The sequence below is a fragment of the Citricoccus sp. NR2 genome (assembly GCF_027594385.1).
Lineage (GTDB): Bacteria > Actinomycetota > Actinomycetes > Actinomycetales > Micrococcaceae > CmP2.
On record NZ_CP115154.1, the window covers coordinates 3069328 to 3094720 of the forward strand.

26 protein-coding genes and 1 tRNA gene are annotated in these 25393 nt (G+C 65.1%); 17 read left to right on the forward strand and 10 right to left on the reverse strand.

Features of this window, described 5'->3' with window-relative positions:
* The first annotated feature begins 17 nt into the window (after positions 1-17).
* The 12 genes from O1A05_RS14460 to trxA all read left to right on the forward strand — a co-directional run bounded on the left by O1A05_RS14460 (position 18) and on the right by trxA (position 8062).
* On the forward strand, positions 18-2255 hold the full coding sequence (locus tag O1A05_RS14460; protein WP_006214167.1) for a heavy metal translocating P-type ATPase: 2238 nt from the start codon (positions 18-20) through the stop codon (positions 2253-2255).
* A 10-nt stretch (positions 2256-2265) separates the two neighbouring features.
* Entirely contained in the window at positions 2266-2571 is a 306-nt protein-coding gene (locus O1A05_RS14465) for a metal-sensitive transcriptional regulator (RefSeq protein WP_006214168.1), read from the forward strand.
* 52 nt (positions 2572-2623) lie between these two features.
* Complete coding sequence (locus O1A05_RS14470; RefSeq protein ID WP_040560567.1) at positions 2624-3313, forward strand: hypothetical protein; 690 nt, start codon at positions 2624-2626, stop codon at positions 3311-3313.
* 35 nt (positions 3314-3348) lie between these two features.
* Positions 3349-3720: an ArsR/SmtB family transcription factor gene (locus tag O1A05_RS14475; protein WP_061867933.1), complete on the forward strand. Its 372-nt coding sequence runs from the start codon at positions 3349-3351 to the stop codon at positions 3718-3720.
* Between the two features lie 13 nt (positions 3721-3733).
* Positions 3734-4252, forward strand: a complete 519-nt coding sequence (locus O1A05_RS14480; RefSeq protein WP_040560569.1) for a carboxymuconolactone decarboxylase family protein — start codon at positions 3734-3736, stop codon at positions 4250-4252.
* A gap of 15 nt (positions 4253-4267) precedes the next feature.
* Positions 4268-4341 (forward strand) — tRNA-Cys (locus O1A05_RS14485).
* Positions 4342-4385: 44 nt separating this feature from the next.
* The gene (locus O1A05_RS14490) at positions 4386-4532 is read left to right on the forward strand and encodes a hypothetical protein (protein WP_156491183.1); all 147 of its coding nucleotides are present in this window, start codon (positions 4386-4388) and stop codon (positions 4530-4532) included.
* Between the two features lie 322 nt (positions 4533-4854).
* Positions 4855-5445: a LysR substrate-binding domain-containing protein gene (locus O1A05_RS14495; RefSeq protein WP_197464198.1), complete on the forward strand. Its 591-nt coding sequence runs from the start codon at positions 4855-4857 to the stop codon at positions 5443-5445.
* A gap of 136 nt (positions 5446-5581) precedes the next feature.
* A complete protein-coding gene (locus O1A05_RS14500; RefSeq protein WP_040560570.1) occupies positions 5582-5971 on the forward strand; it encodes an ArsR/SmtB family transcription factor in 390 nt (129 codons plus the stop codon).
* Positions 5972-5973: 2 nt separating this feature from the next.
* Positions 5974-6915 (forward strand): cation diffusion facilitator family transporter, encoded by a 942-nt coding sequence (locus tag O1A05_RS14505; RefSeq protein WP_006214174.1) that lies wholly within the window; start codon positions 5974-5976, stop codon positions 6913-6915.
* Between the two features lie 114 nt (positions 6916-7029).
* Positions 7030-7644 (forward strand): CueP family metal-binding protein, encoded by a 615-nt coding sequence (locus tag O1A05_RS14510; RefSeq protein WP_179861205.1) that lies wholly within the window; start codon positions 7030-7032, stop codon positions 7642-7644.
* Positions 7645-7738: 94 nt separating this feature from the next.
* Positions 7739-8062 carry a thioredoxin gene (gene trxA, locus O1A05_RS14515; protein WP_006214176.1) on the forward strand — a complete coding sequence of 108 codons (324 nt, stop codon included), beginning with the start codon at positions 7739-7741 and terminating at the stop codon, positions 8060-8062.
* A 744-nt stretch (positions 8063-8806) separates the two neighbouring features.
* Here trxA and O1A05_RS14520 read toward each other — a convergent pair.
* Positions 8807-9142, reverse strand: coding sequence for a DNA cytosine methyltransferase (locus O1A05_RS14520; RefSeq protein ID WP_225984242.1), 336 nt, complete (start codon positions 9140-9142; stop codon positions 8807-8809).
* A gap of 478 nt (positions 9143-9620) precedes the next feature.
* Here O1A05_RS14520 and O1A05_RS14525 point away from each other — a divergent pair, with 478 nt between their 5' ends.
* The gene (locus O1A05_RS14525) at positions 9621-10316 is read left to right on the forward strand and encodes a hypothetical protein (RefSeq protein ID WP_270105884.1); all 696 of its coding nucleotides are present in this window, start codon (positions 9621-9623) and stop codon (positions 10314-10316) included.
* Between the two features lie 20 nt (positions 10317-10336).
* Here O1A05_RS14525 and O1A05_RS14530 read toward each other — a convergent pair whose 3' ends face one another.
* The 8 genes from O1A05_RS14530 to O1A05_RS14565 all read right to left on the reverse strand — a co-directional run bounded on the left by O1A05_RS14530 (position 10337) and on the right by O1A05_RS14565 (position 16569).
* Positions 10337-11293 (reverse strand): helix-turn-helix domain-containing protein, encoded by a 957-nt coding sequence (locus O1A05_RS14530; protein WP_270105885.1) that lies wholly within the window; start codon positions 11291-11293, stop codon positions 10337-10339.
* Positions 11294-11564: 271 nt separating this feature from the next.
* Positions 11565-11957 (reverse strand): hypothetical protein, encoded by a 393-nt coding sequence (locus O1A05_RS14535; RefSeq protein WP_270105886.1) that lies wholly within the window; start codon positions 11955-11957, stop codon positions 11565-11567.
* Positions 11958-12022: 65 nt separating this feature from the next.
* Positions 12023-12775 carry an ABC transporter permease gene (locus O1A05_RS14540; RefSeq protein ID WP_270105887.1) on the reverse strand — a complete coding sequence of 251 codons (753 nt, stop codon included), beginning with the start codon at positions 12773-12775 and terminating at the stop codon, positions 12023-12025.
* Between the two features lies 1 nt (position 12776).
* Positions 12777-13523, reverse strand: a complete 747-nt coding sequence (locus tag O1A05_RS14545; protein ID WP_270105888.1) for an ABC transporter permease — start codon at positions 13521-13523, stop codon at positions 12777-12779.
* Positions 13520-13771, reverse strand: a complete 252-nt coding sequence (locus O1A05_RS14550; protein WP_270105889.1) for a hypothetical protein — start codon at positions 13769-13771, stop codon at positions 13520-13522. The genes O1A05_RS14545 and O1A05_RS14550 overlap by 4 nt, the downstream gene beginning before the upstream one ends.
* Positions 13768-14673, reverse strand: a complete 906-nt coding sequence (locus O1A05_RS14555) for an ABC transporter ATP-binding protein (protein WP_270105890.1) — start codon at positions 14671-14673, stop codon at positions 13768-13770. The genes O1A05_RS14550 and O1A05_RS14555 overlap by 4 nt, the downstream gene beginning before the upstream one ends.
* Positions 14674-14776: 103 nt before the next feature.
* Positions 14777-15445, reverse strand: a complete 669-nt coding sequence (locus O1A05_RS14560) for a response regulator (protein ID WP_270105891.1) — start codon at positions 15443-15445, stop codon at positions 14777-14779.
* Positions 15442-16569 carry a sensor histidine kinase gene (locus O1A05_RS14565; RefSeq protein WP_270105892.1) on the reverse strand — a complete coding sequence of 376 codons (1128 nt, stop codon included), beginning with the start codon at positions 16567-16569 and terminating at the stop codon, positions 15442-15444. Before O1A05_RS14565 ends, O1A05_RS14560 begins: the two co-directional genes overlap by 4 nt.
* Positions 16570-16975: 406 nt before the next feature.
* Between O1A05_RS14565 and mobF the strand changes: the two genes are divergently transcribed.
* The 3 genes from mobF to O1A05_RS14580 all read left to right on the forward strand — a co-directional run bounded on the left by mobF (position 16976) and on the right by O1A05_RS14580 (position 23685).
* Complete coding sequence (gene mobF / locus O1A05_RS14570; protein WP_270107606.1) at positions 16976-20521, forward strand: MobF family relaxase; 3546 nt, start codon at positions 16976-16978, stop codon at positions 20519-20521.
* A 162-nt stretch (positions 20522-20683) separates the two neighbouring features.
* Positions 20684-21568, forward strand: coding sequence for a HamA C-terminal domain-containing protein (locus tag O1A05_RS14575; RefSeq protein ID WP_119297045.1), 885 nt, complete (start codon positions 20684-20686; stop codon positions 21566-21568).
* Positions 21544-23685: a DEAD/DEAH box helicase gene (locus O1A05_RS14580; protein ID WP_119297044.1), complete on the forward strand. Its 2142-nt coding sequence runs from the start codon at positions 21544-21546 to the stop codon at positions 23683-23685. Before O1A05_RS14575 ends, O1A05_RS14580 begins: the two co-directional genes overlap by 25 nt.
* A gap of 113 nt (positions 23686-23798) precedes the next feature.
* Here the strand turns inward: O1A05_RS14580 and O1A05_RS14585 are convergent, their stop codons facing one another.
* Complete coding sequence (locus O1A05_RS14585) at positions 23799-24812, reverse strand: DNA-processing protein DprA (RefSeq protein ID WP_270105893.1); 1014 nt, start codon at positions 24810-24812, stop codon at positions 23799-23801.
* A 209-nt stretch (positions 24813-25021) separates the two neighbouring features.
* On the opposite strand from O1A05_RS14585, the gene O1A05_RS14590 reads away from it, so the two are divergent.
* A complete protein-coding gene (locus O1A05_RS14590) occupies positions 25022-25387 on the forward strand; it encodes a sulfate permease (protein WP_119297043.1) in 366 nt (121 codons plus the stop codon).
* Positions 25388-25393 lie beyond the last annotated feature (6 nt).

Consider the following 25393-nt stretch of genomic DNA (forward strand, 5'->3'; position numbering starts at 1 on the left):
GACGGAGGAGAGGAATCATGACGGACCCGAACTCACACCAGCACCACGGCCACGAAACCGATACACCCGCCCACGGCGAGCATCACCACGGGTCTGTGTCCGCGCACGCCTCGGCGGATGCGCACGGCACGCGCGAGGGTCAGCACACCGGGCATCAGGGCCACGCCATGGACCACGGGCAGCACTCAGGCCACACGGGCCTCGACGAGCACGGCGGCCACGATGAGCATGCCCAGCACGGTGGGCACGGAGATCACAGCGGCCATGGCGGGCACGGGGACCACGTTGGCCAGTTCCGCCGGCTGTTTTGGATCAACCTCGTCATCGCCATCCCCGCGGTTGCCCTCTCACCGATGTTCGCCATGCTGCTGGGCTACGAGGTCCCCGGCTGGGCGGGCTGGGTCGCCGCGGCACTGGGCACCGTCATGTACGTCTGGGGCGGCAGGCCCTTCCTCACCGGTGCCGTCAGCGAGTTGAAGTCCCGCAAGCCCGGGATGATGCTGCTCATCGCTCTGGCGATCACGGTGGCCTTCTTCGCCTCCTGGGCCGCCACGCTCGGGCTCGTCCATCACGAGCTCGAATTCTGGTGGGAACTGGCGCTGCTGATCGTCATCATGCTGCTGGGCCATTGGATCGAGATGCGCTCCCTGGCCCAGACCACCTCGGCGCTCGACTCGTTGGCGGCACTGCTGCCAGACGAGGCCGAGCGCGTCGAGGGCGAGAACGTCGTCAAGGTGGCCCCAGCCGACCTCGACGTGGGCGACGTGGTCATCGTGCGCCCCGGCGGCAGCGTCCCGGCCGACGGAACCATCGTCGACGGCCGCGCCGACATGGACGAGTCCATGATCACCGGCGAGTCCCGCCCGGTCTCTCGCGGCGAGGGCCAGACCGTCACCGCCGGCACCGTCGCCACCGACTCCGGCCTGCGGGTGGAGATTACCGCCACCGGTGACGACACCGCCCTGGCCGGCATCAACCGGCTCGTCGCCGAGGCGCAGAACTCATCCTCCCGCGCCCAGCGGATCGCCGACAAGGCCGCGGCCTGGCTGTTCTGGTTCGCTCTTGGCGCGGCGCTGGTCACTGCGGTCGTCTGGACGCTCATCGGCATGCCCGACGAGGCCGTCGTGCGCACCATCACCGTGCTCGTCATCGCCTGCCCCCACGCCCTCGGCCTGGCGATCCCGCTGGTCGTCTCCATCGCCACCGAGCGAGCCGCCCGCGGAGGCGTCCTAGTGAAGGACCGCCTGGCGCTGGAGTCCATGCGGCAGGTCGACGCGGTGCTGTTCGACAAGACCGGCACGCTGACCAAGGGCGAGCCCACCGTCACCGGCGTCGAGCCGACCGGCGAACTCGACGCCGACCAGGTCCTCGCCCTCGCTGCCTCGGCCGAGGCCGACAGCGAGCACCCGCTCGCCAAGGCCATCGTCACCGCCGCCAAGGACAAGGGCCTTGCCCTCCAGCAGGCCAGCGGCTTCTCATCCTCGCCCGCCGTCGGCGTCACCGCGACCGTCTCCGGCCAGAAGGTCCGCGTCGGCGGGCCCCGGCTGCTCGAGGAGACCGGTCAGCACGAGGTCGGCACGGCCGAGGCATGGCGCTCCGAGGGCGCGATCATTCTGCACGTTCTCCGCGGCGGCCAGGTGGTCGGCGGGCTGAGGCTCGCCGACGAGGTCCGGCCAGAATCCCGCGACGCCGTCGACGCCCTCCACGCCCTCGGTGTCGAGGTCGTCATGATCACCGGCGATGCCGAGGCGGTCGCGAACGAGGTCGGACGGGAGCTCGGCATCGACCGCGTCTTCGCCGGCGTGCGCCCGGAGGACAAGTCCGCGAAGGTCTCCCAGCTGCAGGAAGAGGGCAAGAGGGTCGCGATGGTCGGCGACGGCGTCAACGACGCCCCGGCTCTGGCGCAGGCCGATGTCGGCATCGCGATCGGCGCGGGCACCGATGTCGCCATCGCCTCGGCCGGGGTGATCCTGGCCAGTTCCGACCCACGCAGCGTGCTCTCGATCATCCAGCTGTCGCGACGCGCATACGGCAAGATGAAGCAGAACCTGTGGTGGGCCGCCGGCTACAACCTTCTTTCGGTGCCGTTGGCGGCCGGTATCCTGGCACCGGTGGGATTCGTCCTGCCAATGTCGATCGGCGCGATCCTGATGTCAGCCTCCACCGTGGTTGTCGCGCTCAACGCCCAGCTGCTGCGGCGCATCGACCTCACACCCGAAGCCAGCACGCGTTCCGTCCTGGAGCGCCAGAAGTAAGGACATGCCCATGTCTGTCGATACCGATTCCCACCAGCACGGCTACATCAGCGACAAGGAGCGCTATCTCGGCCGCATGAAGCGCATCGAAGGACAGGCGCGTGGGATCGCGAAGATGATCGATGAGGAGAAGTACTGCATCGACATCCTCACCCAGGTCTCCGCTCTGACCCGTGCCCTCCAGGGGGTTGCGACTGGTCTGCTCGACGACCATCTCAAGCACTGCGTGCTTGATGCCGCCAAGCTCAGCGACGAGGCGGCCGTCGAGAAGATCCAGGAAGCCACCGACGCCATCAACCGGCTCGTTCGCTCCTGAACCCGGACCCCGATCACCGCGTTCCAGGACACGGCGGGCACAAACCCTCAGGATGCCAGCGCGCTTGATCCTTGCCGACGCGCCGTCCGCCCGCGACGCGCTCACCTTCGCTAAGCGGGCCGCGCAGGCCGGTGCCCATGGCGTGCGCTTGCAGGCCGCGGCCGGGCTGCTGCGCATGAGCGCAGCCGCGCTAACGCCCCGTGGTCCGCTCGACCGCACTCCTACGATCCTCGTCCTTCGCACGCTCCGCTCCGACCCTCAGCTGCAGTGCGACGTCACCGTGGAAACGTTGACCGCGACCGCCGTCCCTCTTACCCTGGCGTTGCCGGAAACCGCGCTGGCACCCGCCTGGACCAGCGTCGAACCCCCGCAACACGGGTGGAGACTTATTGCGGATGTGTCCAGCCTGACGCTGATGCGCAGCGCCCGTGCCGGCATCGAGGCCGTCGCCCAAGCACTTCCCGACAAACCCGGCGACGATGTCGTCCGCAAGATCCGGGGCACGGTTTGGGGCACCCCGGACACGGCACTCGCATCGCTGCCACAAGGCGTTGCGTTCGCCGCCTACGTCTTCGGGTTCCTCAGCCGAGGAAACGGGGCCACGATCTCAACCGCCGGCCGTTGGACGCGGTTGACCCTCCCGACTGGACACGTGCTCCTGCGCGGACCCGTCGCCTCTGGCCTCACCCCGATCCGCCGCACCCGGCCACGCGTTTCCGAGTCCGTCACATCGATTGAATAACCCTTGATACCCTATAGGGGTATGGGGTAGTATTGATGACTATGAAAAAGGTTGAGCACGTGCACGCCACGTATGACACACCGCATCTGAATGCGGCGGTCGGAGTCTTCGCGTTGCTGGCGAATCCGGTGAGTGTGAAGATGATCCTCGCCATTCGCGACATCGAGGTCTCTGCCAATCACCTGGCGGACATCGTCGACCTTCCCGTCGACCAGACCTCCCACGAGCTTCACCGCCTGGAGTCGGCCGGGATCGTGAGTCGGCAGCGACGCGAGTCCGGCGACTTCTACCTATTGAACGGTGTGCATGCCGGGGCGCTGGCTGAGGCTGCGATCTTCCATGCCGAACATCAGCAGCAGGAACGCACTCGTGCGGGTTCTCCCACCTCGAACTCGCGACCGAACTGACAGAGGAGGCATCATGCCCCGTTTTTCCCGATTGACCCCTGAGACCGCAGTGGGGGCCTCACGAGACTTGCTCGGCGATCTCGTCGAGCGGCACGGCCAGGTCGGAGACATGGTCTCGACGATGGCGCACTCCCCGGCGGTGCTCGGCGGCTATCTGCAGCTGAGCAAAGCCATGCGTCGCGCCAAGCTCGACCGTAAGGTCAGCGAGCTCGTTTCGATCGCCGTGCAGTCGAAGCAGGGATGCGGAATGTGCCTGGCCTCGCACATCAGCGCGGCACGATCGCTCGGGGTCAGCGATGACGAGATCGCACTCGCCCAGCAGGGTACGGCGATGACCGGCCCGGTCGCGGCGATGATCGCGCTCGGCCTCCAGGTCTACCGTGAGCCTACGTCGATCACCGACGAGCAGATTGACGAGCTTCGGGGATACGGGTACAGCGACCGTGAGATCTCTGATGTCGTCGGGGTCGTGTCGCTGAACATTCTCACCGGCGCCTTCAACCTGGTTGCTGGCCTCACGCCGGGCGACTGACTTCGCCGGCGACTTGGTGCCTTGGCCGAGAGGATAGGCAGCGGTCTGCAAAACCGTTTACACGGGTTCGAATCCCGTAGGCACCTCCACTTCCCGCTGAGCCCAATAGGACACACGTCGTTGGAGGCGAGTGATGGAGAGCCAGCACATCTTCAACGGTGACATGACACGCGCCGCGCGCATCCTCGTGAAGGTGAGCGCCCAATATATCGCCCGTGAAGCCAACGTGACCAAGGAAGAGTTGCGCGACTTCGAGAAGGGGCGACACGACTTGTCGTAGAAGAAGCAGGAGCGTGTGCGGGCCGCCCTCGAAGAATTGGGGCAGAGTTTCTGCCTGACGGACCCAACGGCGGCTACGGCATCCGTCTGAAGTTCGGCCGTTCCAGGATCTACTCACTTGAACGTTGCGAGGGCGAGGGCGGGCCGCGGCTCACAACAGAGTCTGATCGTCGGACCCAGGCCCATGTGCCCTTCTCGGAACCGGATTCAAACCTACCTTTTCACCTGGAAGATCGCACCACGGCCTCACTGCGCATCCTGGTGCCGTTGCGCCTGGGCCGGCTTTGGCCGTCACACCTTGCCTCTGTTCCAGGAATGGAAGCGTGGGCACGCTGAGCTCATCGAATACAGTCGCCCGACGGACCCGATCTGGGCCCTGCGCGACGGGGGCGATCGATGCCGCACTCATCCGCTCTTCTTCACCCAAACGTGCCATTGGTCCGGGTTTGGAGCGGTTACCGCTGTTCACCGAACGCCTGGTTGCATCGGTGACGAGTACCGACTCGCGTGCCCGGCAGGAGTCGGTGACCCTAGCCGATCTCGCTGACGGGCCGGTGGCGGTCTGCGCGACCGCTCCGACGGCCACCGGGGAGCTGTGGAGTACGACTGCTCGCATGCCGCGCACGATCTCGGTGGCGAACACGGACGAGTGGTTAACCCGCATCGCTGTCGGCGACGCCATCGGCATCACTGCAGAGGCGACAACGCACAATCACCGCGCGCCGGAGGTGGTCTATCTGCCCATCGAGGATGCCCCACGGGTGACCGTGGCGCTGACCTGGCCAGGGCAGAGGAGGAGCCACCCGCAGGTAGGGGTCTTCGCCACCTGCGCACAGGACTACTTCACCCGACTCATCGACATCGGCTCCCCACCCCGCCTGCTCTCCACCGGGGCCGATGGTCAGCTGACGTAGCTCCCCACTGCAGCTATGCGACCGACCATCCCCCAGGTAGCCCATCCTCGGGTGCGACGGGACCCCTGAGTTTCATTCCGTGTCGGAGCAACAGATCACACTCGACAATATCGCTCTAGCGCGATATGATCGCCCTATGACGATGATTCAAGAGGAGGGGGCAACCCTCGACGAAGTGGCGACAGTAGCGTACGCCCACCTGTTCCAGGCATTTGCGGAGCCGACGAGGTTAGCGATCGTGCAGCACCTCGCCTCCGGGGAGCACCGGGTCCGGGACCTGGTCGAGCACATGGGCCTGGCCCAGTCCACGGTGAGCAAGCATGTCGGCTTCCTCGTCGAGTGCGGCCTGGCGACGATGCGCCCGGAAGGGCGCTCCACCTGGTACTCGCTGGCACAGTCCGAGCTCCTGCGTACCCTCATCGCCGCTGCCGAACGCCTCCTCGATGCCACCGGCACGCAGGCCCTGCTCTGCACGCACCTGCGACTCCCACATACCCACCACGCGACAGATACGGACAAGAAGTAGACATGGGCGCAGGACACAATCACGGCCCCGCCGCCAGCGAGACCGGTCACCCCGGAGATTTCCGCAAGAAACTCTGGATCGCATTCTCGATCACCGCGACGATCGTCGTCGCCCAGGCCATCGGCTCGATCATCACCGGCAGCCTCGCACTGCTGACCGACACCGCCCATGCCATTACCGATGCCTCCGGGCTGCTGGTCGCACTGATCGCCGCGACGCTGATGCTCAAGCCCGCCAACTCCAAGCGCACCTGGGGGTTCCGGCGTATCGAAGTGATCGCAGCCCTCGGACAGTCGGCACTGCTGCTGGCGGTGGGCACCTACGCCGCCATCGAAGGCATCCGGCGACTGTTCGAGCCGCCGGAGGTGCCCGCAAGCGAACTGCTGATATTCGGCATCATCGGCCTGGTCGCGAACATCATCGCCATCACCATCCTCGCCTCCAGCCGCGGTTCGAACTTCAACATGCGTGCCGCGTTCCTCGAAGTTCTCAATGATGCCCTCGGGTCGCTCGGAGTGATCATCGCGGCGATCGTCATCGCCACGACCGGGTTCATGCAGGCCGATGCCATCGCCGGACTGCTTATCGCCACATTGATCGTGCCTCGCGCGTTCAAGCTCATGCGCGAGACCACCGGCGTCCTTATGGAGTTCACTCCCAAGGGCCTCGACCTCGACAAGGTGCGTTCGCACATCCTCGAACTTGACCATGTCAAAGATGTCCATGACCTGCACGCCTCCACTGTGGCGACCGGCCTGCCGACCCTGACCGCCCACGTCGTCGTCGACGACGAGTGTTTCACCGACGGTCATGCCGCGCAGACGCTCCACGAGATCAAAGATTGCGTCGCAGGACACTTCGAGGTCTCCATCCATCACTCGACCTTCCAGATCGAGACCGAGCACATTGCCGAACATGAACCGGAAATCAGCAAGCACGACTGAACGCAGTGCCCCCTCCCGGGCTCGTTCCGGGGGCTTCCGCGTCACGCAGGTAGGCACTACCCCTATGGGGTAGTATGGCCAATTGGCACCACGGCAGACACGGCAAGGAATCCCATGAAAAACTTCAGGCCATTCCCGAAGTACGGCGGAACGAAAACCGCTGCAATCACCGTCGTGGTCGGCGCTTTCCTGCTCACCGGATGCACGGCCGCCAACGACTCACCCTCAGCCTCCTCGGCCAGCGGAGCCGAGATCCTTGCCGAGAACGGTCTCGATGGCCTCGACGTGCGTGAGCTGGTCGAAACGCTCGATGCGATCCCGCTGGACGAACGCACGGAGACCTTGACCACGTCGATCACTGCGGAGGCGGTCACGCTCACCGATCAGCACGAACACACGGCAGAGGTGCGGTTGCCAAGTAACGAGATCTACGTATCCGTCGCCCCGTATCGGTCGCAGACCCATGATTGCTACTACCACAGCCCGACCGGATGCCTGGGTGAGCTGCGCAACGCAGACGTGGCCGTCACGGTGACGGATGCGACGACCGGCGAGACGATCGTCGACGAGGAGATGAGAACCCTCGACAACGGCTTCGTCGGGATCTGGCTGCCCCGAGGCATCGAGACGTCGATCTCGATCACCCACGACGGCCAGACCGCCACCTCCAAACTTTCGAGCGTCGACGACGATGCGCAAACCTGCTTGACCACGATGCGACTGGCCTGAAACCAGCACCACGGGAATACCCCCAGGGGGTAGGGTGTTGTGGTGTGCGTGCGGTCTATCGCACGCAACGTGTAACAGGAAGGAAATCAGTCCCATGAGCGAAGTCACCACCGTCGACACCCAGACCTTCGATGAGGTTGTGCTCCAGAGCGACGTTCCCGTTCTCGTGGACTTCTGGGCAGCCTGGTGCGGCCCGTGCCGTGCAATCGCGCCGGTCCTGGACCAGATTGCTGCCGAGCAGGATGGAAAGCTTCTCATCGCCAAGCTCAATGTCGACGAGAACCCCGACATCGCCTCGCGCTACAACATCAGTTCGATCCCTGCGATGAAGGTCTTCGACAAGGGTGAGATCGTGCGCGAGATCATCGGGGCGATGCCGAAGCCGCAGATCGAGCAGCGCCTCGACGGTATTATCTGAGGCTCGGCCGTCGAACTGTTCCCGAACTCCGCCGATCGTTGCGCGGCAGTTGACGATCGCCCAAATCAGCGTGGTTCCATACGTAGTCCAAGACTGCGCAGGGCAAGGAGCGCTTGAAGTGGCAGGACCCCGTTACCCAACGCGGTGTTCTGCTGATTTGCAGTCAGATCACCCATCGGGTCGGTGATCCATCCGACTGGCAGACCTATAAGCCATTCCACGAACTCCGGCGACGAACGTGGCCCTCTGTCCTCGTTCAGAACTGCGGGGGCAGGGGCGCCGCGTCGGGTGATGTGCTCCCATCGTGCGACGGCGTCGGCGTATCGCCCCCAGCGACGAAGATGCTGTCGACTAGCGCGAACAGGGTCTCCGCTGCGTTCGAGTTGATGGTCGAGCCGCCCGGTCCGTTAAGTGCGAGGTCGATTATCTGATGACTCAGTGCGATAGTGCCGCCGCGGGCTCTGACCGTCTCCATCGTCTCTCCGCCCCGAGAGGAGTCCGTTGCTAGCGGCGTCCGGAACAGCGCCCCTGCGGTAGGCGACGATGAAGATACGGAAGCGATGGTGATCAGCGCCGGAAAGTGAAGCCGGTAGGCCGATCCATCGTGCGTCATACCGCAAGTCGGCCAGGTCTCCGAGTACGGCGCCTGCCGTCCGAAGAGGTCGGGCTGATGCGTCCCCCAGACCGCACGGGTCGGATGCCAAGTCGCAAACGGTTGCATGGCCAGCGGCTGTAGGATCACGGTCAACGGGTCCACTTGATACCCCTTCGCGGGTCGGGTAGCGGGGGCCGAGAGCAACCCCTTACGTTCTCGATCACGACGCACGCGGGTTGCAGCTCCTCGATTGCGCGTGCCATGCACGACCAGAGCCCCGAGCGAGTACCTGGCGCGATGCCTGCACCCTTGCCGACGATTGAGACGCCCTGGCAGGGGAAGCCGCTTATCACGATTTCGACCGGCGGTACGGTACTCCAGTCTATGACGGAGATGTCGCCGAGGTTTGGGGCATCCGACCAATTGTGAGAGAAGACTTGCGCGACCGAGGTGTTGATCTCGGAGAACCAGACCGTATCCCCCACCAGTGGCGTGTTCGACGGCAAGGTCGAGCCCTCCGTACCCGCTGAAGGTCGAGCCAATTCGCGGCGAGGAAACGGGGGGAAGTGCGACGTGCAGACACAAGTTGCTCCGGGTGATTGGCTTTCCCGGTGCTGAGCGGTTGCCTGCCCTACCGGTCTGGTTGCTGCCAGGTAAGCGAGTCCGTCTCCGGCGCCGAACTTCTCCAGCGCTTCCCACTCACCTCCCTGTCACCTGCGCGACCCTTACCGGGCTTCCCACGGCATAATTTTTGGCTCGGCGTTCTCTCGTCGCCAGCCTGATCACCTACCGCTCAGAGTTGGTCCACACCTCTTGCAGATCGAGGTAAAGCGAGCATTATTCGCTCGCATCTGATGCGAGCGTCACCAGTTCGGAGGTGCCCTCCGAGCCGGAACGGCCCAACGCACCTGAACCGTGAGAGCCCGCACCGGCCGTCCCGGTGTGGGCGGAGAGGAGGCCATCATGGCCGACGGGATCACGCTCGCCCTCACTCCTGCCGAACGCAGCGCGGTCGCCCACGAGCTGCGCAGATACGGCAACTACCGACGAGAAATCGGTGACGACCTGTGGGACTCCGCGATCACCCCGGAGCCCGGCGAGCCTGACCCGCCGGGCATCACCCCGAAGGTCGAGCAGATGGTGGAATCTCATCTCGCGTTCGCCGAACGGTGCGAGTCGCTGGCTGCCGCCTTCGAGAGCGACGAGCCCGTGGTGTCGCTCGACCGATCCGCGATCGATGTCATCAGGATGGCCTTGGAGGAAGGCTTCATCGATGAGTTCCCACCGGAGATTGCACGCACAGCCATGCTGTGTCGCCTCGAAAGCCGGAGCGGAAGCAACACCTCCGAGCAGAACCTGGGCACGACAGGCGAGGCCGTGATCATTCCGGCCGAGCCGCAACCCCTCGCAACCGAGAGGTTCGCGGTTGCGCTCGCACAGCGCATGGACGAGGTCAACACCGCGCTCAGCGCCCAGCTTGCGGAGTTGCGCCAGAACCTGGAGATGCTGAGCAAGCGCGTCCTGGCGCAACAGCGCGAGATCAAGCAGTTGCGCGAACAGAACGGGAACCGCAGACGATCCCCGAGCCCCTTCGGCGCCCTCGATGCCAGCGGCCCATCCCGGCGCGGGCACCGGCCCGGCCCCGGACGCGCCCTGTAGCCCGCGACTCGGCCACAGTCCTACTCGATTCCGGAACCGCTCATGGACGCCGGCATGGAATGCGTCCCGGCCACCAGTCTTCTTCGATACTGACTCGGCGTCATCCCAGTTGCCTGCCCGAACGCCTCGGTGGCCCGGTTCCGGGAACACCACCCCACCTGACGACCGGCCTGCGCGATCGAAAGGTCAGTCTCGCGCAGCAGACGGGCCATCTCCTCGACCCGCAGCATCGTCAAATACGCCCGCGGAGTCTTGCCGTAGGCGTCCACGAACACGCGGGAGAGTTGCTTCCGGGACAGATGCACCATCCCCGCCAGTTCATCCAACGTCCATGGCTGAGCGATCGCGGCCGCGAGAGCGTCACGGACGGCCACGGCCTCTGTCCGGGTAGGGGCGAAGCGACGAACGCGCGGATGTACCGGGGCGCTTCTCGCCCGTTGCGACGGCGAGACCCGACGGTCGGTGATGCGGATGTGCGGCGCAATGCGGTCCATGATCGCGAACCAGAGCGCCTGCATTCGATGGAACCGCATCCCGTGGCCATCGAGACTGAGGGTGACCATCTCATCCAGCCACGGCATCAACAACCCGGTATGGTGCTCGCCGAGACGGATGATCTGCGCCGGCTCAGTGAATGTCTCCTTCACAAATCTCGGCGCATCCAGCCGGTCGTACAGGACGCCCGCGTACTGCCAGAACGCCTGATCGATCACATAGTCGGTATCTGCGTAGATCGTCGTCACGGTGACGTGCCCCTCGGGTTGAGAGCCGCACAGCAAGTTCGGGCCGAGGAGAATTACGTCACCCGGGCGCACCGGCTTCGATCCGAACTCGCTGAACAAGACCGCACTGCCATCGCGGACGACGATAATCTTCACGCAGTCATAGGCGAGCGGTCCGACGGGCCGGTGCACGGTCTGGGTCCGCGCGAGCAGGACCTGATAGTCCGGCAACGCCCCGCCATCACCGCTCACCATCGATCCCGGCGAAACCCGACCGGCGGTCGCGTCCCGCAGAGCGCGGTCGAAGCCTGCCCGATCATGGAGCCGCCGGTCAGGATCGACAGCACCGGCACCCCGTCCGCCTCGTCACGCTGTTGCTCTGATCGCAAGGAGTGTCTCGGGTGGCGTCTCGCCCCTTGGAAACGAGGATGGTCCCGCTTAGGCCTGAGGTCGCGCCACGTTCCGCTTAGCCGGTCGTGGTGGGCGATGACGAAGACACCGAGCACAATCTGGATGGGTGTGGCGTTCAGAGTCCCTGGTAGATGCTGGGGCCCATGACCGCGTAGACGACGATCGTGTAGATGACGCAGAGGACGAACACGATCGCTGAGACGATGAGCCCGGTGACGGCGAGTTTGCGCGGGCCGCCCGCGCACTTGCGCATGCCGACCGCGGCGACGATCGCGCCGCCGGCGACGAGGATGGCGGCGAAGTGGGGGGTGACGATGCCGAGCACGATCGAGCATGCGGCGACGATCAGGGCGGTGAGGCCGTAGCCGCGGCTACCGTTCCTGCGGTGCTCGGGGGTGGGGTCTTCGACGGGCGCGGGTGCCGTCGTGTCGCCGGTCTCCTGCCAGAATCGGGGGTTCGACCCTGTGGCGCGCTGGTCGGGGGTCTGGGGCTGGTGGGGCGTGGACATGATCGGCCTTTCTGAGGATTCGGATGCGAGAACGTGTGCGCTCTCGCGGACGGTGAGTGGAGTGTTCAGGTGCGGGTGTCGCCGCGTTCGAGCACGGCGGTGTTCGCTGCGGTGAGGACGGCGGACAGGGCGAGCGCGGCGCCGATGATGAGCGCGATAACCGGGCCGGTGACTTCTCCGGTGTCGGCGAAGGTGGACGTGCCGAGCTGGGTGGCTCTGCTGACGGTGGCGTAGGGGCTGATGAAGATGGCCGGTGTGAGCTTGAGCACGAGCAGGAACGCGGAGAAGCCCGCGCCGACGAAGGCAACCGCGACGGGTGCGGCGAAGGAGCGCATGAGCATCGAGAGCCAGGACTGCAGCACGGCGACTGGGAAGCAGGCCACGATGATGGCGACCGCGGCGATCAGGTATTCGCCGGGCAGGAAGCCGGGCAGGTGGAAGACGAGCTTGCCGAGCACGATGGTGGTCGCCACCGCGAGCGCCTGCATGATCGCGGCGAGCATCCCGATAACTGCGGCTTTCGCGAGGACGATGCGCAGCGATGAGGTCGGCCCGCTCATGAGGGCGTTCCAGTTGCCGCCGCGGTGCTCGGCCCGCCAGACCAGGGAGGCGAGGATCGCGATCCCGACCGCGAGTGGAAACAGCCCGTAGAACACGATCGAGCGCATCCAGAGCGTGTGCCAGCCGTCTTCGAGCGGGCGCCCGTCGATGAGGGTCATGATCGACCCGGAGACGACGAGGAGGATGGGGAGCAGGACGACGACGGCCCAGCTCAAGGAACGCTTGAGCTTGATGAGCTCGGCACCGATGGCTTTCACGTCAGGCCTCCTTTCGATCGAACCGGCGGGTGAGGATCAGGAACGCGGCGGCCGCGACGACGCCGAGCGCGGCGATGCTCGGGTAGGCGGGTGTGATCGCGACGAGGGTGCCGTCGACGTAGCCGGATGCGGTGGAGAGGGCGTAGTAGCCCCAGGGGGTGAGGTGGGAGATCCACGCGGGAACGGCGGTGCTGAACAGGGCGAGGATCGTGCCGAGCAGGCCGATGCCGATGCCGACGAGCTGGTTCTCCACCCGTGCGGCGATCAGCGTGTGCAGGGCGAGCAGCACGAGGTTGACCGCGAGCAGCGCCGCGGTGAATCCGATCCATCGCCCGGTCGGGAACGGGGCCGTGATGCCGAGCAGCAGCCCTGCGCCCGCGATCAGCCCGCTGGTGACGACGGTGACCCCGGCGACGAGGAGGCCGAGGGCGAGGAGCTTCGCTCGGCACAGCCCGCCGGGGGTGACGCCGGAGGTGGCCGACATCAGCCAGCCGTTGCCCTGGTGCTCGATGTCGACCTGCCGGCTGGCGATCACCGCGAGCAGCAGCGGCGCGGCCAGCGTGATGCCCGACCCCGTGCCGCCGATGAGCGTGTTCCAGGAATCCTGCGTCGCGCGATCGAAGTCCGGGCTGCCCAGCGAGCTGAACAGGCCGATACCGAGCATGATGACACCCAGTACCGTGATGAGCAGTCCGACGTGCAGGTGGCGCATCTTCGCGAACTCGTTGACGAACGCGGTCCTCATCATCGGCCGCTCCTTCCTGTGGGAGCAGTGCGCACAACTGCGGGCTGGGTCGCCGGGTTCGGAATGATGACCGGGCGAAGTGAGCGCACGATGACGATGACGAGGGCAACGAGTCCGGCGGCGACCGGCAGTCCGACGAGGACGCGGCGACGAGCCCGCCGCTGGCGCGTCGGACGCTTCTTCTCCCGACGGGCCTTCGCCGTGAGCGCGCGGCCGGCGGCCTTCAAATGCTTCGTCTTCTTCTGGATCACAGTCCGCCTCCTTCGGTGAGACTCATGAAGATCTGCTCCAAGGTCTGTTCGTCGCGGCGCACCCCGTAAACGCCGATCCCCTCGCCGACTAGCGCGGCAACAACACCGGCCGTCGTGCGGTCGTCGGCACCCGGCAGGCGCAGCGTCGAGTTCTCCAAAGTCGTGTCGTAGTGCCGGGCGAAGAGCTGCTGTGCCCGACTCGGGTGTGTGCAGTCGATGAGAACGTCCGGAGTCGCGGCGGAGAAGAGCTGGTCGCGGGTGCCCTGGAAGATCATCCGGCCCTGACTGAGGATGCCCAGCATGGTGGCGGTCTTGTCGATCTCCCCGAGCAGGTGCGAGGACACCATGACGGTGATCCCGCCCTCCGCGAGACGCCGCAGCAGATCGCGGATCTCCTCGATCCCGGCGGGGTCCAGGCCGTTGGTCGGCTCGTCCAAGATCAGCAGCCTCGGCTGACGAGCCAGTGCCATCGCGATCCCGAGGCGCTGCTTCATGCCGAGAGAGAACTCGCGGACCTTTTTATCCATCTGGTTCTGCATCCGCACCGTGCGCACCGCGAAGTCGATCTGCTGATCGCTCAGCCCGAGCAGCCGCTGGGTGATGCGCATGTTCTCCCGGCCGGTGAGGTGCCCGTAGCCCGGCGGCGACTCAATCAAGGACCCGATCTGCCCCAGCAGCTCCCGACGGGTGCCGCGGTTCATCGGGCGGCCCAGGATCTGCGCCTGCCCGCTGGTCGGGCGGATCAGCGAGAGCAGCATCTTCATCGTCGTGGACTTGCCCGACCCGTTCGGGCCGAGGAACCCGTAGACGCAGCCTTCCGGGATGCGCAGGTCGAGGTCGTGGACGACAGTGCGGGAGCCGTAGGACTTGGTGAGCTTCTCGGTGGAGACGACGAGTGACATGACATCCACTCTCGCCAGAATCACGCGAGGAATCGTCTGCCTGGACGACGATCTTTCGCTACGCGTTCCGCTTACCCGCGGGCCGGTCGCGTACTCGATCCGCTTACGTGTCAGTGCGGACGAGCCCGCTCTGATACGCCATCACGACCGCTTGCACGCGGTCGCGCAGGCCGAGCTTCGCGAGGATGCGACCGACATGCACCCTCGCCGTGCTCTCGGCGATCACCAGACGCTCGGCGATCTCGCCGTTCGACAGGCCCTGAGCGATCAGTTCCAGCACCTCGCGCTCTCGCGCCGTCAACTCGGAGACGCCCGCTCCATCCCAGGCACGAGCGTGAGGCGGGTCGGGCCGCTGCTCGGCAAAACGATCCAGCAGGCGGCGGGTGGTGCTCGGCGCGACCACCGCGTCACCATCATGGACGTGCCGGATCGCCGCGACGAGCTCTTCGAGCGGGGCGTCCTTCAGCAGGAACCCGGAGGCGCCGGCCTGGATCGCGTCATAGGCGTACTCGTCCAGATCGAACGTCGTCAGCACCAGCACCCGCGGGCCGTCGTTCTCACGGATGCGCCGGGTCGCCTCCACCCCGTCCATGCGGGGCATCCGCACATCCATCAGCACCACGTCCGCCTCGACCGTGCGCAACAGCTCGAGCGCGGTGTCGCCGTCGTCGGCGTCGCCGACGACCTCGAACTCCGGGCGGGTGCTCAGCACCATCCGGAACCCAGCCCGATACATTTCCTGGTCATCGACCAGCACCAGCCGGATCGTCATCCCGCACCACCTCCCAGGGGCAACGTCGCATGGACCTCGTAGCCGCCGCCCGGACGCGGCCCGGCGCGCAGCGAGCCTCCATAGGCATCAACGCGCTCGCGCATCCCGACCAGGCCGTGCCCTCCACCTGCCCCAGCCGCCACGGCGGCGGGCTCGCGACCGTCGTCGGTGACGGTGAGCTCCACCGCGTCAGGTCGGTACGTTACGGACACCTTCGCCAGGCTCAACAGCGGCCCGCCGTGCTTGCGCGCATTCGTCAGCGCTTCCTGCACGATTCGGAACGCCGCAAGATCGAGACCCGACGGCAACTGCACCGGCACGCCCGCGGTCGACACATCGACCCGCAGCCCCGTCGCACGCACCTCCGCCACGAGCCGATCCACCTCGCCGAGGCCGGGCTGCGGCGAGCGTCCGGTGGGGTCGGCGGTGCGGAGCACCCCGAGCATCCGCCGCATCTCGTTCATCGCGTCGCGGCCGGTATCGCGCACCCGCTCCATCGCGGCGCCCGCCTGCTCGGGGTCTGCCGTCGCCCTCTGCGCGGCGCCGTCGGCCATCACCACCATCGTGCCCAGGCTGTGCGAGACGATGTCGTGGATCTCCCGGGCGATCCGTGTCCGCTCCTCAGCGGCCGCGATCACCGCCTGCGCATCCCGCTCCCGCGTCAACTGCTCGGCACGTGCCTGCAGCGCCTCGAACCGTTCACGTCGTCCACGGAGAAGGCGTCCCACGAGCGCAACGAGAACGTAGGCGAGCATCAGCATCCCGATCTCACCGACGCGCGCACGGTCATCCTGCACCACCGGGACGCCGGCGAGCACCGCCCATCCTGCCGTCAGCACGACAGCCGGGATCAGCAGTCTCCAGGCTCCCCACGAACCGATCGCGTACAGCATGAGCCCCAGCATGACCACCGAGGCCGGCGCGAGCCCGATACCGATGGCGACCTGCACCGCCGCCGCGGTGAACATGCCAGCAAAAACCCACGGGAGCGACCGGCACCGGAGCGGATAGAGCACGCACATCGCAAGCGACAGCACCAGCGCGGTCCCGAACATCAGCGGCGTAAACTCACCGCCTACCAGCATGACGACGAGGAACATCAAGTCGTAGGCGAACACCAGCACCGCAACGGCCACATCGATGAGACGTCGATGCGCCCTCATCCAGCCCTGAGACGCAGACGCATCGCGACTACCGTCGAGAGTCGTCCTGTCCACCATGCTGTCCAAGGCTAGCGTTCATAGCTGGACATCAGAGGCGACGAGACCACGCCACCGACATGACACCACTCTCGGTGCGGTGGTGGGGCACGCCGGGGTGGCGTACCTGCCTGATGTGACGGTCTCGATCCGGGTGACGACGGCAGGGCAGGGCTACCGGTATCTGTAAAGCAGCGTGGCCGTCGGTGACGGTGCCCGGGTGGTCGCTACCGCGCTGAGGCGCTATTACAAGGAGTCCGGGACCCCGCCGTCACTGTGAGCGCGGGGTCGCCTTGGAGCGCTTGCTCACCTGCTCGGTGTGACGGTCTCGATGCGGGTGATGAGCGCGGGCGACGGGTACAAGTATCTGCTGCGCACGATCGCTGCCGCCGACGGTGACCGCTCCCTCTCAACCCCGCTGACGAGGTATTACACGGAGGAGGGAACACCACCGGGTTCTTGGATGGGGTCGGCTCTGCACGGCCTCGGCGACGGGCAGATCGCTCTCGGCGATGAGGTCTCGGAGCCGCAGTTGCAGTTGCTGATCGGGATGGGCCGCGACCCTGTCAGCGGCGATCCGCTCGGACGGGCTTTCCCGAGGTATGTCTCGGTCGCGGAGCGGATTGAGAAGCGCGTCGCCGATCTCGACCCCGGCCTGGGGATGGGTGAGCGTGCCGAGCAGATCAGCCAGATCGAGGCCAAGGAGACCGAGCGGGGCAACCGCCGTGCGGTCGCGGGCTTCGACTACACGTTCTCGGTGCCGAAGTCCGTTTCGGTGCTGTGGGGCGTGGCCGACGCCGGCACGCAGGCTCTGATCGCCCAGGCGCATCACGACGCGATCGCCGAGGTCGTGGACTTCATGGAGCGCGAGGTCGCCGCGACCCGCACCGGCTACACCGCCGCGGACGGCGCGGTTGCCCAGGTCGACGTGACCGGGCTGATCGCCACGGCGTTCGATCACTACGACAGCCGCTCCGGGGACCCGCAGCTGCACACCCACGTCGTGATCTCCAACAAGGTCCAGACCGCGTTGGACGGACGCTGGCGGTCGCTGGACGGGCGGCCCATGCACGCGGCGGTCGTCGCGCTCTCGGAGCATTACAACGCGGTCCTGGCCGACCGCCTCACCGGCACGCTCGGCGTGGAGTGGGAGGCACGGGATCGGGGCCGGGACCGCAACCCGGCGTGGGAGATCACCGGGGTCAGCGAGGAGCTGGTCGAGGAGTTCTCCTCCCGCGCCCGCGATATCGACGCCGAAACCGACCGGCTCATCGCCGCCTACACCGCCGAGCACGGCCGCCGGCCCTCCGCACGGACGATCGTGCGCCTGCGCGCCCAGGCCACTCTCGCCACCCGGCCCGAGAAGCAGGTCCATTCCCTGGCCGACCTGACCGCTGGCTGGCGCGACCGGGCCGGCCAACTGCTGGGTGAGGACGCGACCGGCTGGGCCGGCAGCCTTCTCGCCGAGGCGCAGCAGGTGCGGCCGTTGCGGGCAGATGATGTGCCATTGGAGGTGATCTCCGAGCTCGGGCAGGCGGTGGTCGAGGTCGTCGGCGAGAAACGCTCGACCTGGCGGCGATGGAACCTGCACTCCGAAGCGAGCCGGCAGTCGATGGCATGGCGATTCGCGACCGCCAGCGACCGGGAGGCGATCGTGGGGATGATCGCCGATGCCGCCGAGCAGGCCTCACTGCGGCTGACGCCGCCCGAGCTCGCCACCAGCCCGGCCGCGTTCCGCCGCCCAGACGGCACCAGCGTGTTCCGGCCCCGCCACTCGACCGTGTTCTCCTCCACGGTGCTGCTGGAGGCCGAAGACCGTCTCCTGGAACGCTCCCGCACCCTGACCGGCCCGACCGTCGAGGTCGAGACGGTCGAGAAGATCACCGCGAAGCCCGACCAGGAAGGGCGCCTGCTCGGCGACGACCAGGCCGCAGCGCTCACCCAGATCGCGGTCTCCGGCCGTGTTCTCGACGTGCTGGTCGGCCCGGCAGGTGCCGGGAAGACCACCGCCATGTCGGCATTGCGGCGGGCATGGGAGAAGCAGCACGGCCACGGGACCGTGGTCGGGCTGGCTCCCTCTGCCGTGGCGGCGCAGGTCCTCGGCGATGATCTCGGGATCGCGACCGAGAACACGGCGAAGTGGTGGCAGAACCACCTTCTCCGCGGGGAGACGTTCCAGGCCGGGCAGCTCGTCATCATCGACGAAGCCAGCCTCGCGGGCACTCTGTCGCTGGAGCGCATCACCGGCCTCGCAGCCGAGACGGGCGCGAAAGTGCTGCTGGTCGGCGACTACGGACAGCTCCAATCCGTCGATGCGGGCGGGAGCTTCGGGATGCTCGTGGCCGACCGCGACGACGCCCCCGAGCTCGTGGACGTGCACCGCTTCGTCCACGAATGGGAGAAGACCGCCTCCCTCGATCTGCGCCACGGCCGCACCCGCGTGATCGACACCTACGCAGGTCACGGCCGCATCAGCGACGGCGATGCCGAGGACATGATCGATGCCGCCTACACCGCTTGGCGTGCCGACCGCGACGCCAGACGGGCCTCGGTGCTGATCGCCGAGACCCGTGAAGACGTGACCGCGCTCAACGCGAGGGCCCGCGCCGATCTCATCCTGGCCGGGAAGATCAAACCCGGCCGGGAGGTCGCACTGGCCGAGGGCACGTCCGCTGGCGTCGGGGACACGGTCATCACCCGCCGCAACGATCGACGCCTGCGCACCGGCACAGGCCGGGGATGGGTGCGCAACGGCGAACGGTGGCAGATCACCGACGTGCGCGATGACGGGTCGATCACGATCCGCAAGCCCGGACGCCGCACCGGGTCGATCGTGCTGCCGGCCGACTACGTGGCCGAGCACGTCGATCTGGGATACGCGGTCACCGCGCACCGGGCGCAGGGCATCACCGTCGACACCGCCCACGTTCTGATCGAGCCGTCCTCGACACGTGAGAACTTCTATGTCGCAATGACCCGCGGCAAGGAATCTAATCGCGCCTACGTCGTCCTCGACCGACCCGACGACCACGCCGCACCACACCCCTCGGACAACGAGGAAGCCACCGGGCGGAGCGTGTTGTTCGGGGTGCTGCAGCACTCGGGAGCCGAGCTCTCCGCGCACGAGACGATCACCGCCGAGCAGGACCAGTGGGGCTCGATCGCCCAGCTCGCCGCCGAGTACGAAACCATCGCCGCAGCCGCCCAACACGACCGCTGGGCCGCCCTCATCCGCGACTCGGGCCTGACCGAAGAACAGGCCGACGCCACGCTGGGCTCGGTCGCGTTCGGAGCGCTGACCGCCGAGCTGCGCCGCGCCGAGGCCAACCACCACGACGTCGATACGCTCTTCCCGCGCCTGGTGGCTGCTCGCGGCTTCGATGACGCCGAGGACATCGCCAAGGTCATGCACTACCGCCTCGCCCGCGCCACCGCCCAGCCGGCCGGGTCGGGGCGCACGAGAAAGACCCCGCGGCTGATCGCCGGCCTCATCCCGCACGCGCAAGGCCCGATCGCCGCAGACATGCGCGAAGCGCTGACCGAGCGCCGCGAGCTGATCGAGACCCGCGCCGACGCGATCCTCGACACCGCCCGCCAGACCGGCGAACCGTGGACCCAGCCGCTCGGCGACCCGCCGTCCGGTGACCGCGAACAGGCACGCTGGCGACGTGACGCCCGGACCATCGCGGCCTACCGCGACCGCTATCAAATCAGCGACGACACCCCACTCGGCCCGGCACCCCAGAGCGCGGCGCAGAAGATTGACCGCGCCCGCGCAGCGGCAGCCATACGTCGGGTAGCTGCGGATACTCCTCAGACCGGAGACTCTGTCGCCCAACGTTCTGTCAGCGTCAGGAGGCAAGAACGATCCCTGTGACATCTGGTGACACTCACGCCAGAGGACCTCTTGGCTACAGCCGAAGAGGATAGGATGTGACTCAACCGCATGGCTGCGGCACGCGTAGCTATGACAGCAACTTCGACCTCATGGGCACCTCCGTTGAGCGTCTTCAGCTATCCACGGAGGTAACTGTCGGCAATGGCTACGAAGCTCCCAGTTCCTGAGACGATCCTTGAACTCGTCGTAGATCACACCGACAGTCTCTTACCATCTGCAACGTTTTGCGCCGGTTTCGAAGATGGAACATGGCGCTCCGATGACCTCAGCGTCGATCTGATCAATTGGGCAGCAGATTGGATTCTTCCTACGCAAGAACTGGAAGGGTACAACCACGCTACTGGCACAGCACTGCTCGGGAAGGCTCTCAGTCGTGTCTACGCCACCATTGACTTTGAGAGAAGAGGAGAAATTGGTGAACTCCTCCTTCACATGATTCTGCGCAAGTTCTATGGAAGTTCGAGACTTATATCCCGGATCTACTTCAAAGACGCTGCCAACGACACTGTCAAAGGTTTCGACTGTGCCCACATTGTCGATACAGGAGCCTCCGGGGAACTGGAACTCTGGCTTGGCGAATCGAAGCTCTATAAAGACAGCTACGGTGCAGCCAGCGCAATATATGATGAGCTGAAGCTACATCTCAGTCGCGACTACCTGCGGTACGAATTTGCCGCCATAACCGACAAGATTCCTGACGACTATCCTCACCGGGACAAGATCACCGCGCTGTTGTCTCGAAAGACCTCGTTGGACAGAACATTCAAGAGTGTCGTAGTTCCTATCTTCATTTCCTATGACAGCGAAGCTGCGGGCAGGCACAAGGAGAGCACTGAGGAGTACCTCGCTGATCTACGAACCGAGGTCATGAACAACTGGAAGAGTCTGCGAGACAGGTACGAGAACTGGACACTTCCTCGTCAGATCAGGGCACACGTGTTTTTCTTCCCAATGGACACCAAGGCCGAACTCACGTCCGCTTTCGATGGGAGGTTGAAAGCATGGCAGGCTCTCACGCAGAACTGACATCTCTGCTACGCGGTGAGGTTGACGACGCGTTTGAGATCCTATCCGATATTGCTGCTTTCACTTCAATTAATGGCATCGGATCTGAAAGCACGGATCTTGTAATTCGAGCGCTTGAGAAAATCAGTAGGACGGGACCCGAGGGCGAAATCCTTCGAAGTTTAGCAATGCTGCACGGACTGTACCCCTATGCCGTTCAAGGTGCAGACCATGACTCTCTTCGGGATGCGGTCATCATGGAAATGAACCGACCCAACCCAGCCTCTGAGACCGTCTTCCACCGCATTCAGTCTCAAGTATTTCACCGCCTGGTTGAAGGAGAGAATGTAATTCTCTCGGCGCCAACCAGCTTTGGAAAGAGTGTGGTTATAGATGCACTAGTTCAAACTGGCAGGTACAAGAACCTGGTACTCGTGGTTCCTACAATCGCACTTCTGGATGAGACCCGCCGACGCCTCTCCCAATTTCGTGAGTACAAGATTGTCACCCACCCGAACCAGGAGTTGAGTGAACGCAACATCCTGGTCATGACACAGGAGCGGTTGCTCGCGGTTCCTCAACTCCCTGCGGTTGATTTCTTCTTCATTGACGAGTTCTACAAGCTTGCGGAGGAGAGCGAAGGCACTCTAGAACAACGCGCATCAATGTTGAATCAGGCATTCTTGCGACTCGCTAAGACTGGCGCCCAGTTTTACTTTGCGGGTCCAGTCGTGGAGGGCCTCGCATCAGTCCTCCCTTCTAACCTTCGTGCTTCTTTCATCAGAACTGATTTCTCCACCGTTGCTGCTGACACCAGAAAACTCAAGGCTTCAAACGACGAAGAACGCCTCGCGATAGTAGCCGAACTGATTGGTTCGTCCTGTGACCCCACATTGGTATATTGCCAAAGCCCAGCAAAGACGCGAAAGGTTTTGGAAGCGCTGATCGAACAGCGGTCAAGTGGCGCGACCGTTAGTCGGGGCTTACCGGAAGTAGCCGAGTGGATCGAAGAGAACTACCATCCGGATTGGATTGTCTCAAGAGCGCTGCGACGTGGAGTGGGTGTGCATCATGGACGCCTTCCTCGTTGGCTCGCACAAAAGATGGTACAGGGATTCGAAGACGGTGATCTTGACACGCTTGTCTGCACGAACTCTCTGATCGAAGGAGTCAATACCCGAGCAAAACGCATCATAATTCTTGATCGCAAAGTTGCTAATAGGGCATACAACTACTTCACATTCGCCAACATACGTGGCCGTGTTGGCAGAATGTTTAAGCATTTCGTGGGTGAGATCGTGCTCTTTCATGATGCCCCGACGAGAGAGTTTCCCGAGATTGACATTCCTGGAGTCAGCCAAAGCGATATTGCCCCGAGTTCACTACTCGTGCAGATCGACGAAGGAGATTGGAGCGACGAGACCAGGGAGCGGGTGTCACCTGTATTAGAAGAGTCGGGCCTTAGCCTGAAGGTTCTGCGCTCGATAAAGGGTGTGGAACCGGAAGCTGCAACCGAGCTTGCGAAGCATATTCGCACGCTGCCCACGTCACGGCTTCAGCCGCTGCAGTGGTCTACTTCCTACCCAAAATGGGCGGAGCTTCGGGCAGTCTGCGAACTGATATGGAACTACATTCCTCCTTCGTATCATCGTGGGCACGGCGCATACAGCGCGCAGCAACTCGCTTATCAAGTCAATCAAGCGTCTCTCGTTGAAGGCCGAATGAAGGACATTATCGCGGGGTTTGTTGAGAACGAACATGATCAATCTTCCAGCGTTGACGAGAAGATTGAGGCGGCGTTCGATTTCGTGCGGTACTGGCTAGACCACAATTTTCCCACTGCGTTGAGGGCGCTCGATGTAGTCGTGAGCGAGATTCTTGAGGAGCGCGGATTGGAATCTGGGTCATTCGACGGTTTCGCGGCCCGAGTTGAGAGCATGTTCTCCGCTCCGCATCTCACTACGTTGGAGGAGTACGGCCTGCCTCTTGAGATATCGCGACAGTTGGTACGCGGACTTGGGAACTCCCGAAGTCTCGATGAGATGCTTGAAGCAATTCAGGCGTTGCGTGGCACAGAGAGAATACCGCTTACTAGTTTTGAACGTTCGCTTCTCGGAGAAGTAGTGGCAACGATTTAGTTTCCGCTGCACTCAACCCATCAACCGAGTGAAGGGCACCTCTGCCGGGATGACTGCGCTCCACAGAGACGGCTTCTCGCCCGTGTGGTCTCGACGTTTTCAGCGTGGCGATCCTAGAACTGACGAATTGTCGGCAACCCGAAAGAAGCGGGCTCCTGAGTCTCGAACGGCCGATAGGCTGCCTGGCGGTTCAGCAGCCGGCCTGGATCATCCAGCGAATCCAGCAGGGCGGTCACGTCCGCGGTATCGGTGATGATCTCGGCGCGTCCGCGCTTGATGAGCTCATGCGGCCCCACACTCGCCGCCGACGTGACCGGGCCGGGGACCGCTCCGACGGCGCGGCTATGCCGGTGGGCTTCTGTTGCCACCAGCAGCGATCCCGACCGGAAGCCTGCCTCTGGGATCACCGTCGCGCCCGAGAGCGCACCCAGCAGACGGGCGCGGGCCATGAACCGCCACCGGGTCGGCGTCGCCCCCGGAGGAGCCTCGCTGGCCAGCACCCCCAGATCGCCGATCCGGGCCAGCAGGTCCGAGTTCCCGCGCGGGTAGGGACGGTCAATGCCGCCGGCCAGTACCGCGATCGTGCCTCCACCGTCGGCGAGTGCCGACCGGTGTGCTGCGGCGTCGATGCCGTAGGCGCCGCCGGCGACGATGGTGCGCTCCTGTTGGGCCAGGTCTCCGGCGAGATGCCCGGCGACCTGGACGCCGTACTCGCTGGCCGCCCGGGAGCCGGTCATCGTGACCCGATCCGTGAGAGCGCCTGCGAGGAAGGAGGTCGCCCCGCGTGTCCACAGCAGGTACGGGGCGCGGGAGCCGAGGTCGTTGAGCGCGTGCGGCCAGTCCGTATCGGTCGGGATGAGCGTGGACATACCGGCTCGTTCCGCCTCCGCAACTCGTGCCGAGATGTCGCCCTCAATGCGCGGGGCGACGCGGTTGAGCCAGGCGATCGCATCGGCGCGGTTCATCTCCGGCACCGCGGCCTGGTCGTCTTCGAGCAGCCGGAGCGTCTCGACCCCGCCGAGTCGGTGCAGGATGCGGCCGGTGGCCGCGTCGTCAGGCTCGGCGATCATCGACAGCATCATCCGTGCCTGCCGCTCACCCTTCGCCTGCTCTGCCAGCTTCGCCATGATCTGTGTCCCTTCCCAGACGGTCACCGGCAAGGTGCACCGCCAGCGACCGAGCACGGCCCGCGGGGGCTACCGCGCGTCGTACGCGCGGCGTAGAGTGAGAAGCACAGAGGCAGATTCGCCCCTCACCATGTAGGCCCCCTTTTGGGGCCGTCCTTCGGGACACTCCACACGTACTGCCTCATCACAGTTGCGTGCTTGGAGGCATCATGTTCCGACTCATCTGGTTCGCCAGCATCCATATCCGCGTCTTCATGCGCCGCCGGATGCCGACCAACATCGTGCTCGACAAGGTCCGCACCCGTCGCGGCCTCAAGTGGGGCATCCCGGCGATGCTGCTCGCGATCCCGTACCTCTACGCCGCGAGCCTACTGACCGTCATCATCCGTGACGGCGGGCCGGGCTGGCTCAACCTCATCGTGCTGGTCGCGATCTGGTCGGGGCTCAAGTTGCTCTGGATCGGCCCCGTCAGCCTGGTTCTGCTTGCCCGCGTGCGCATCCACGAGCACACCGAGCGGCGCACGGAGCGTAACTCTCGGGAGCACGTTATCGCCGAACCGACGGTCTCGGCGTAGGAGTGC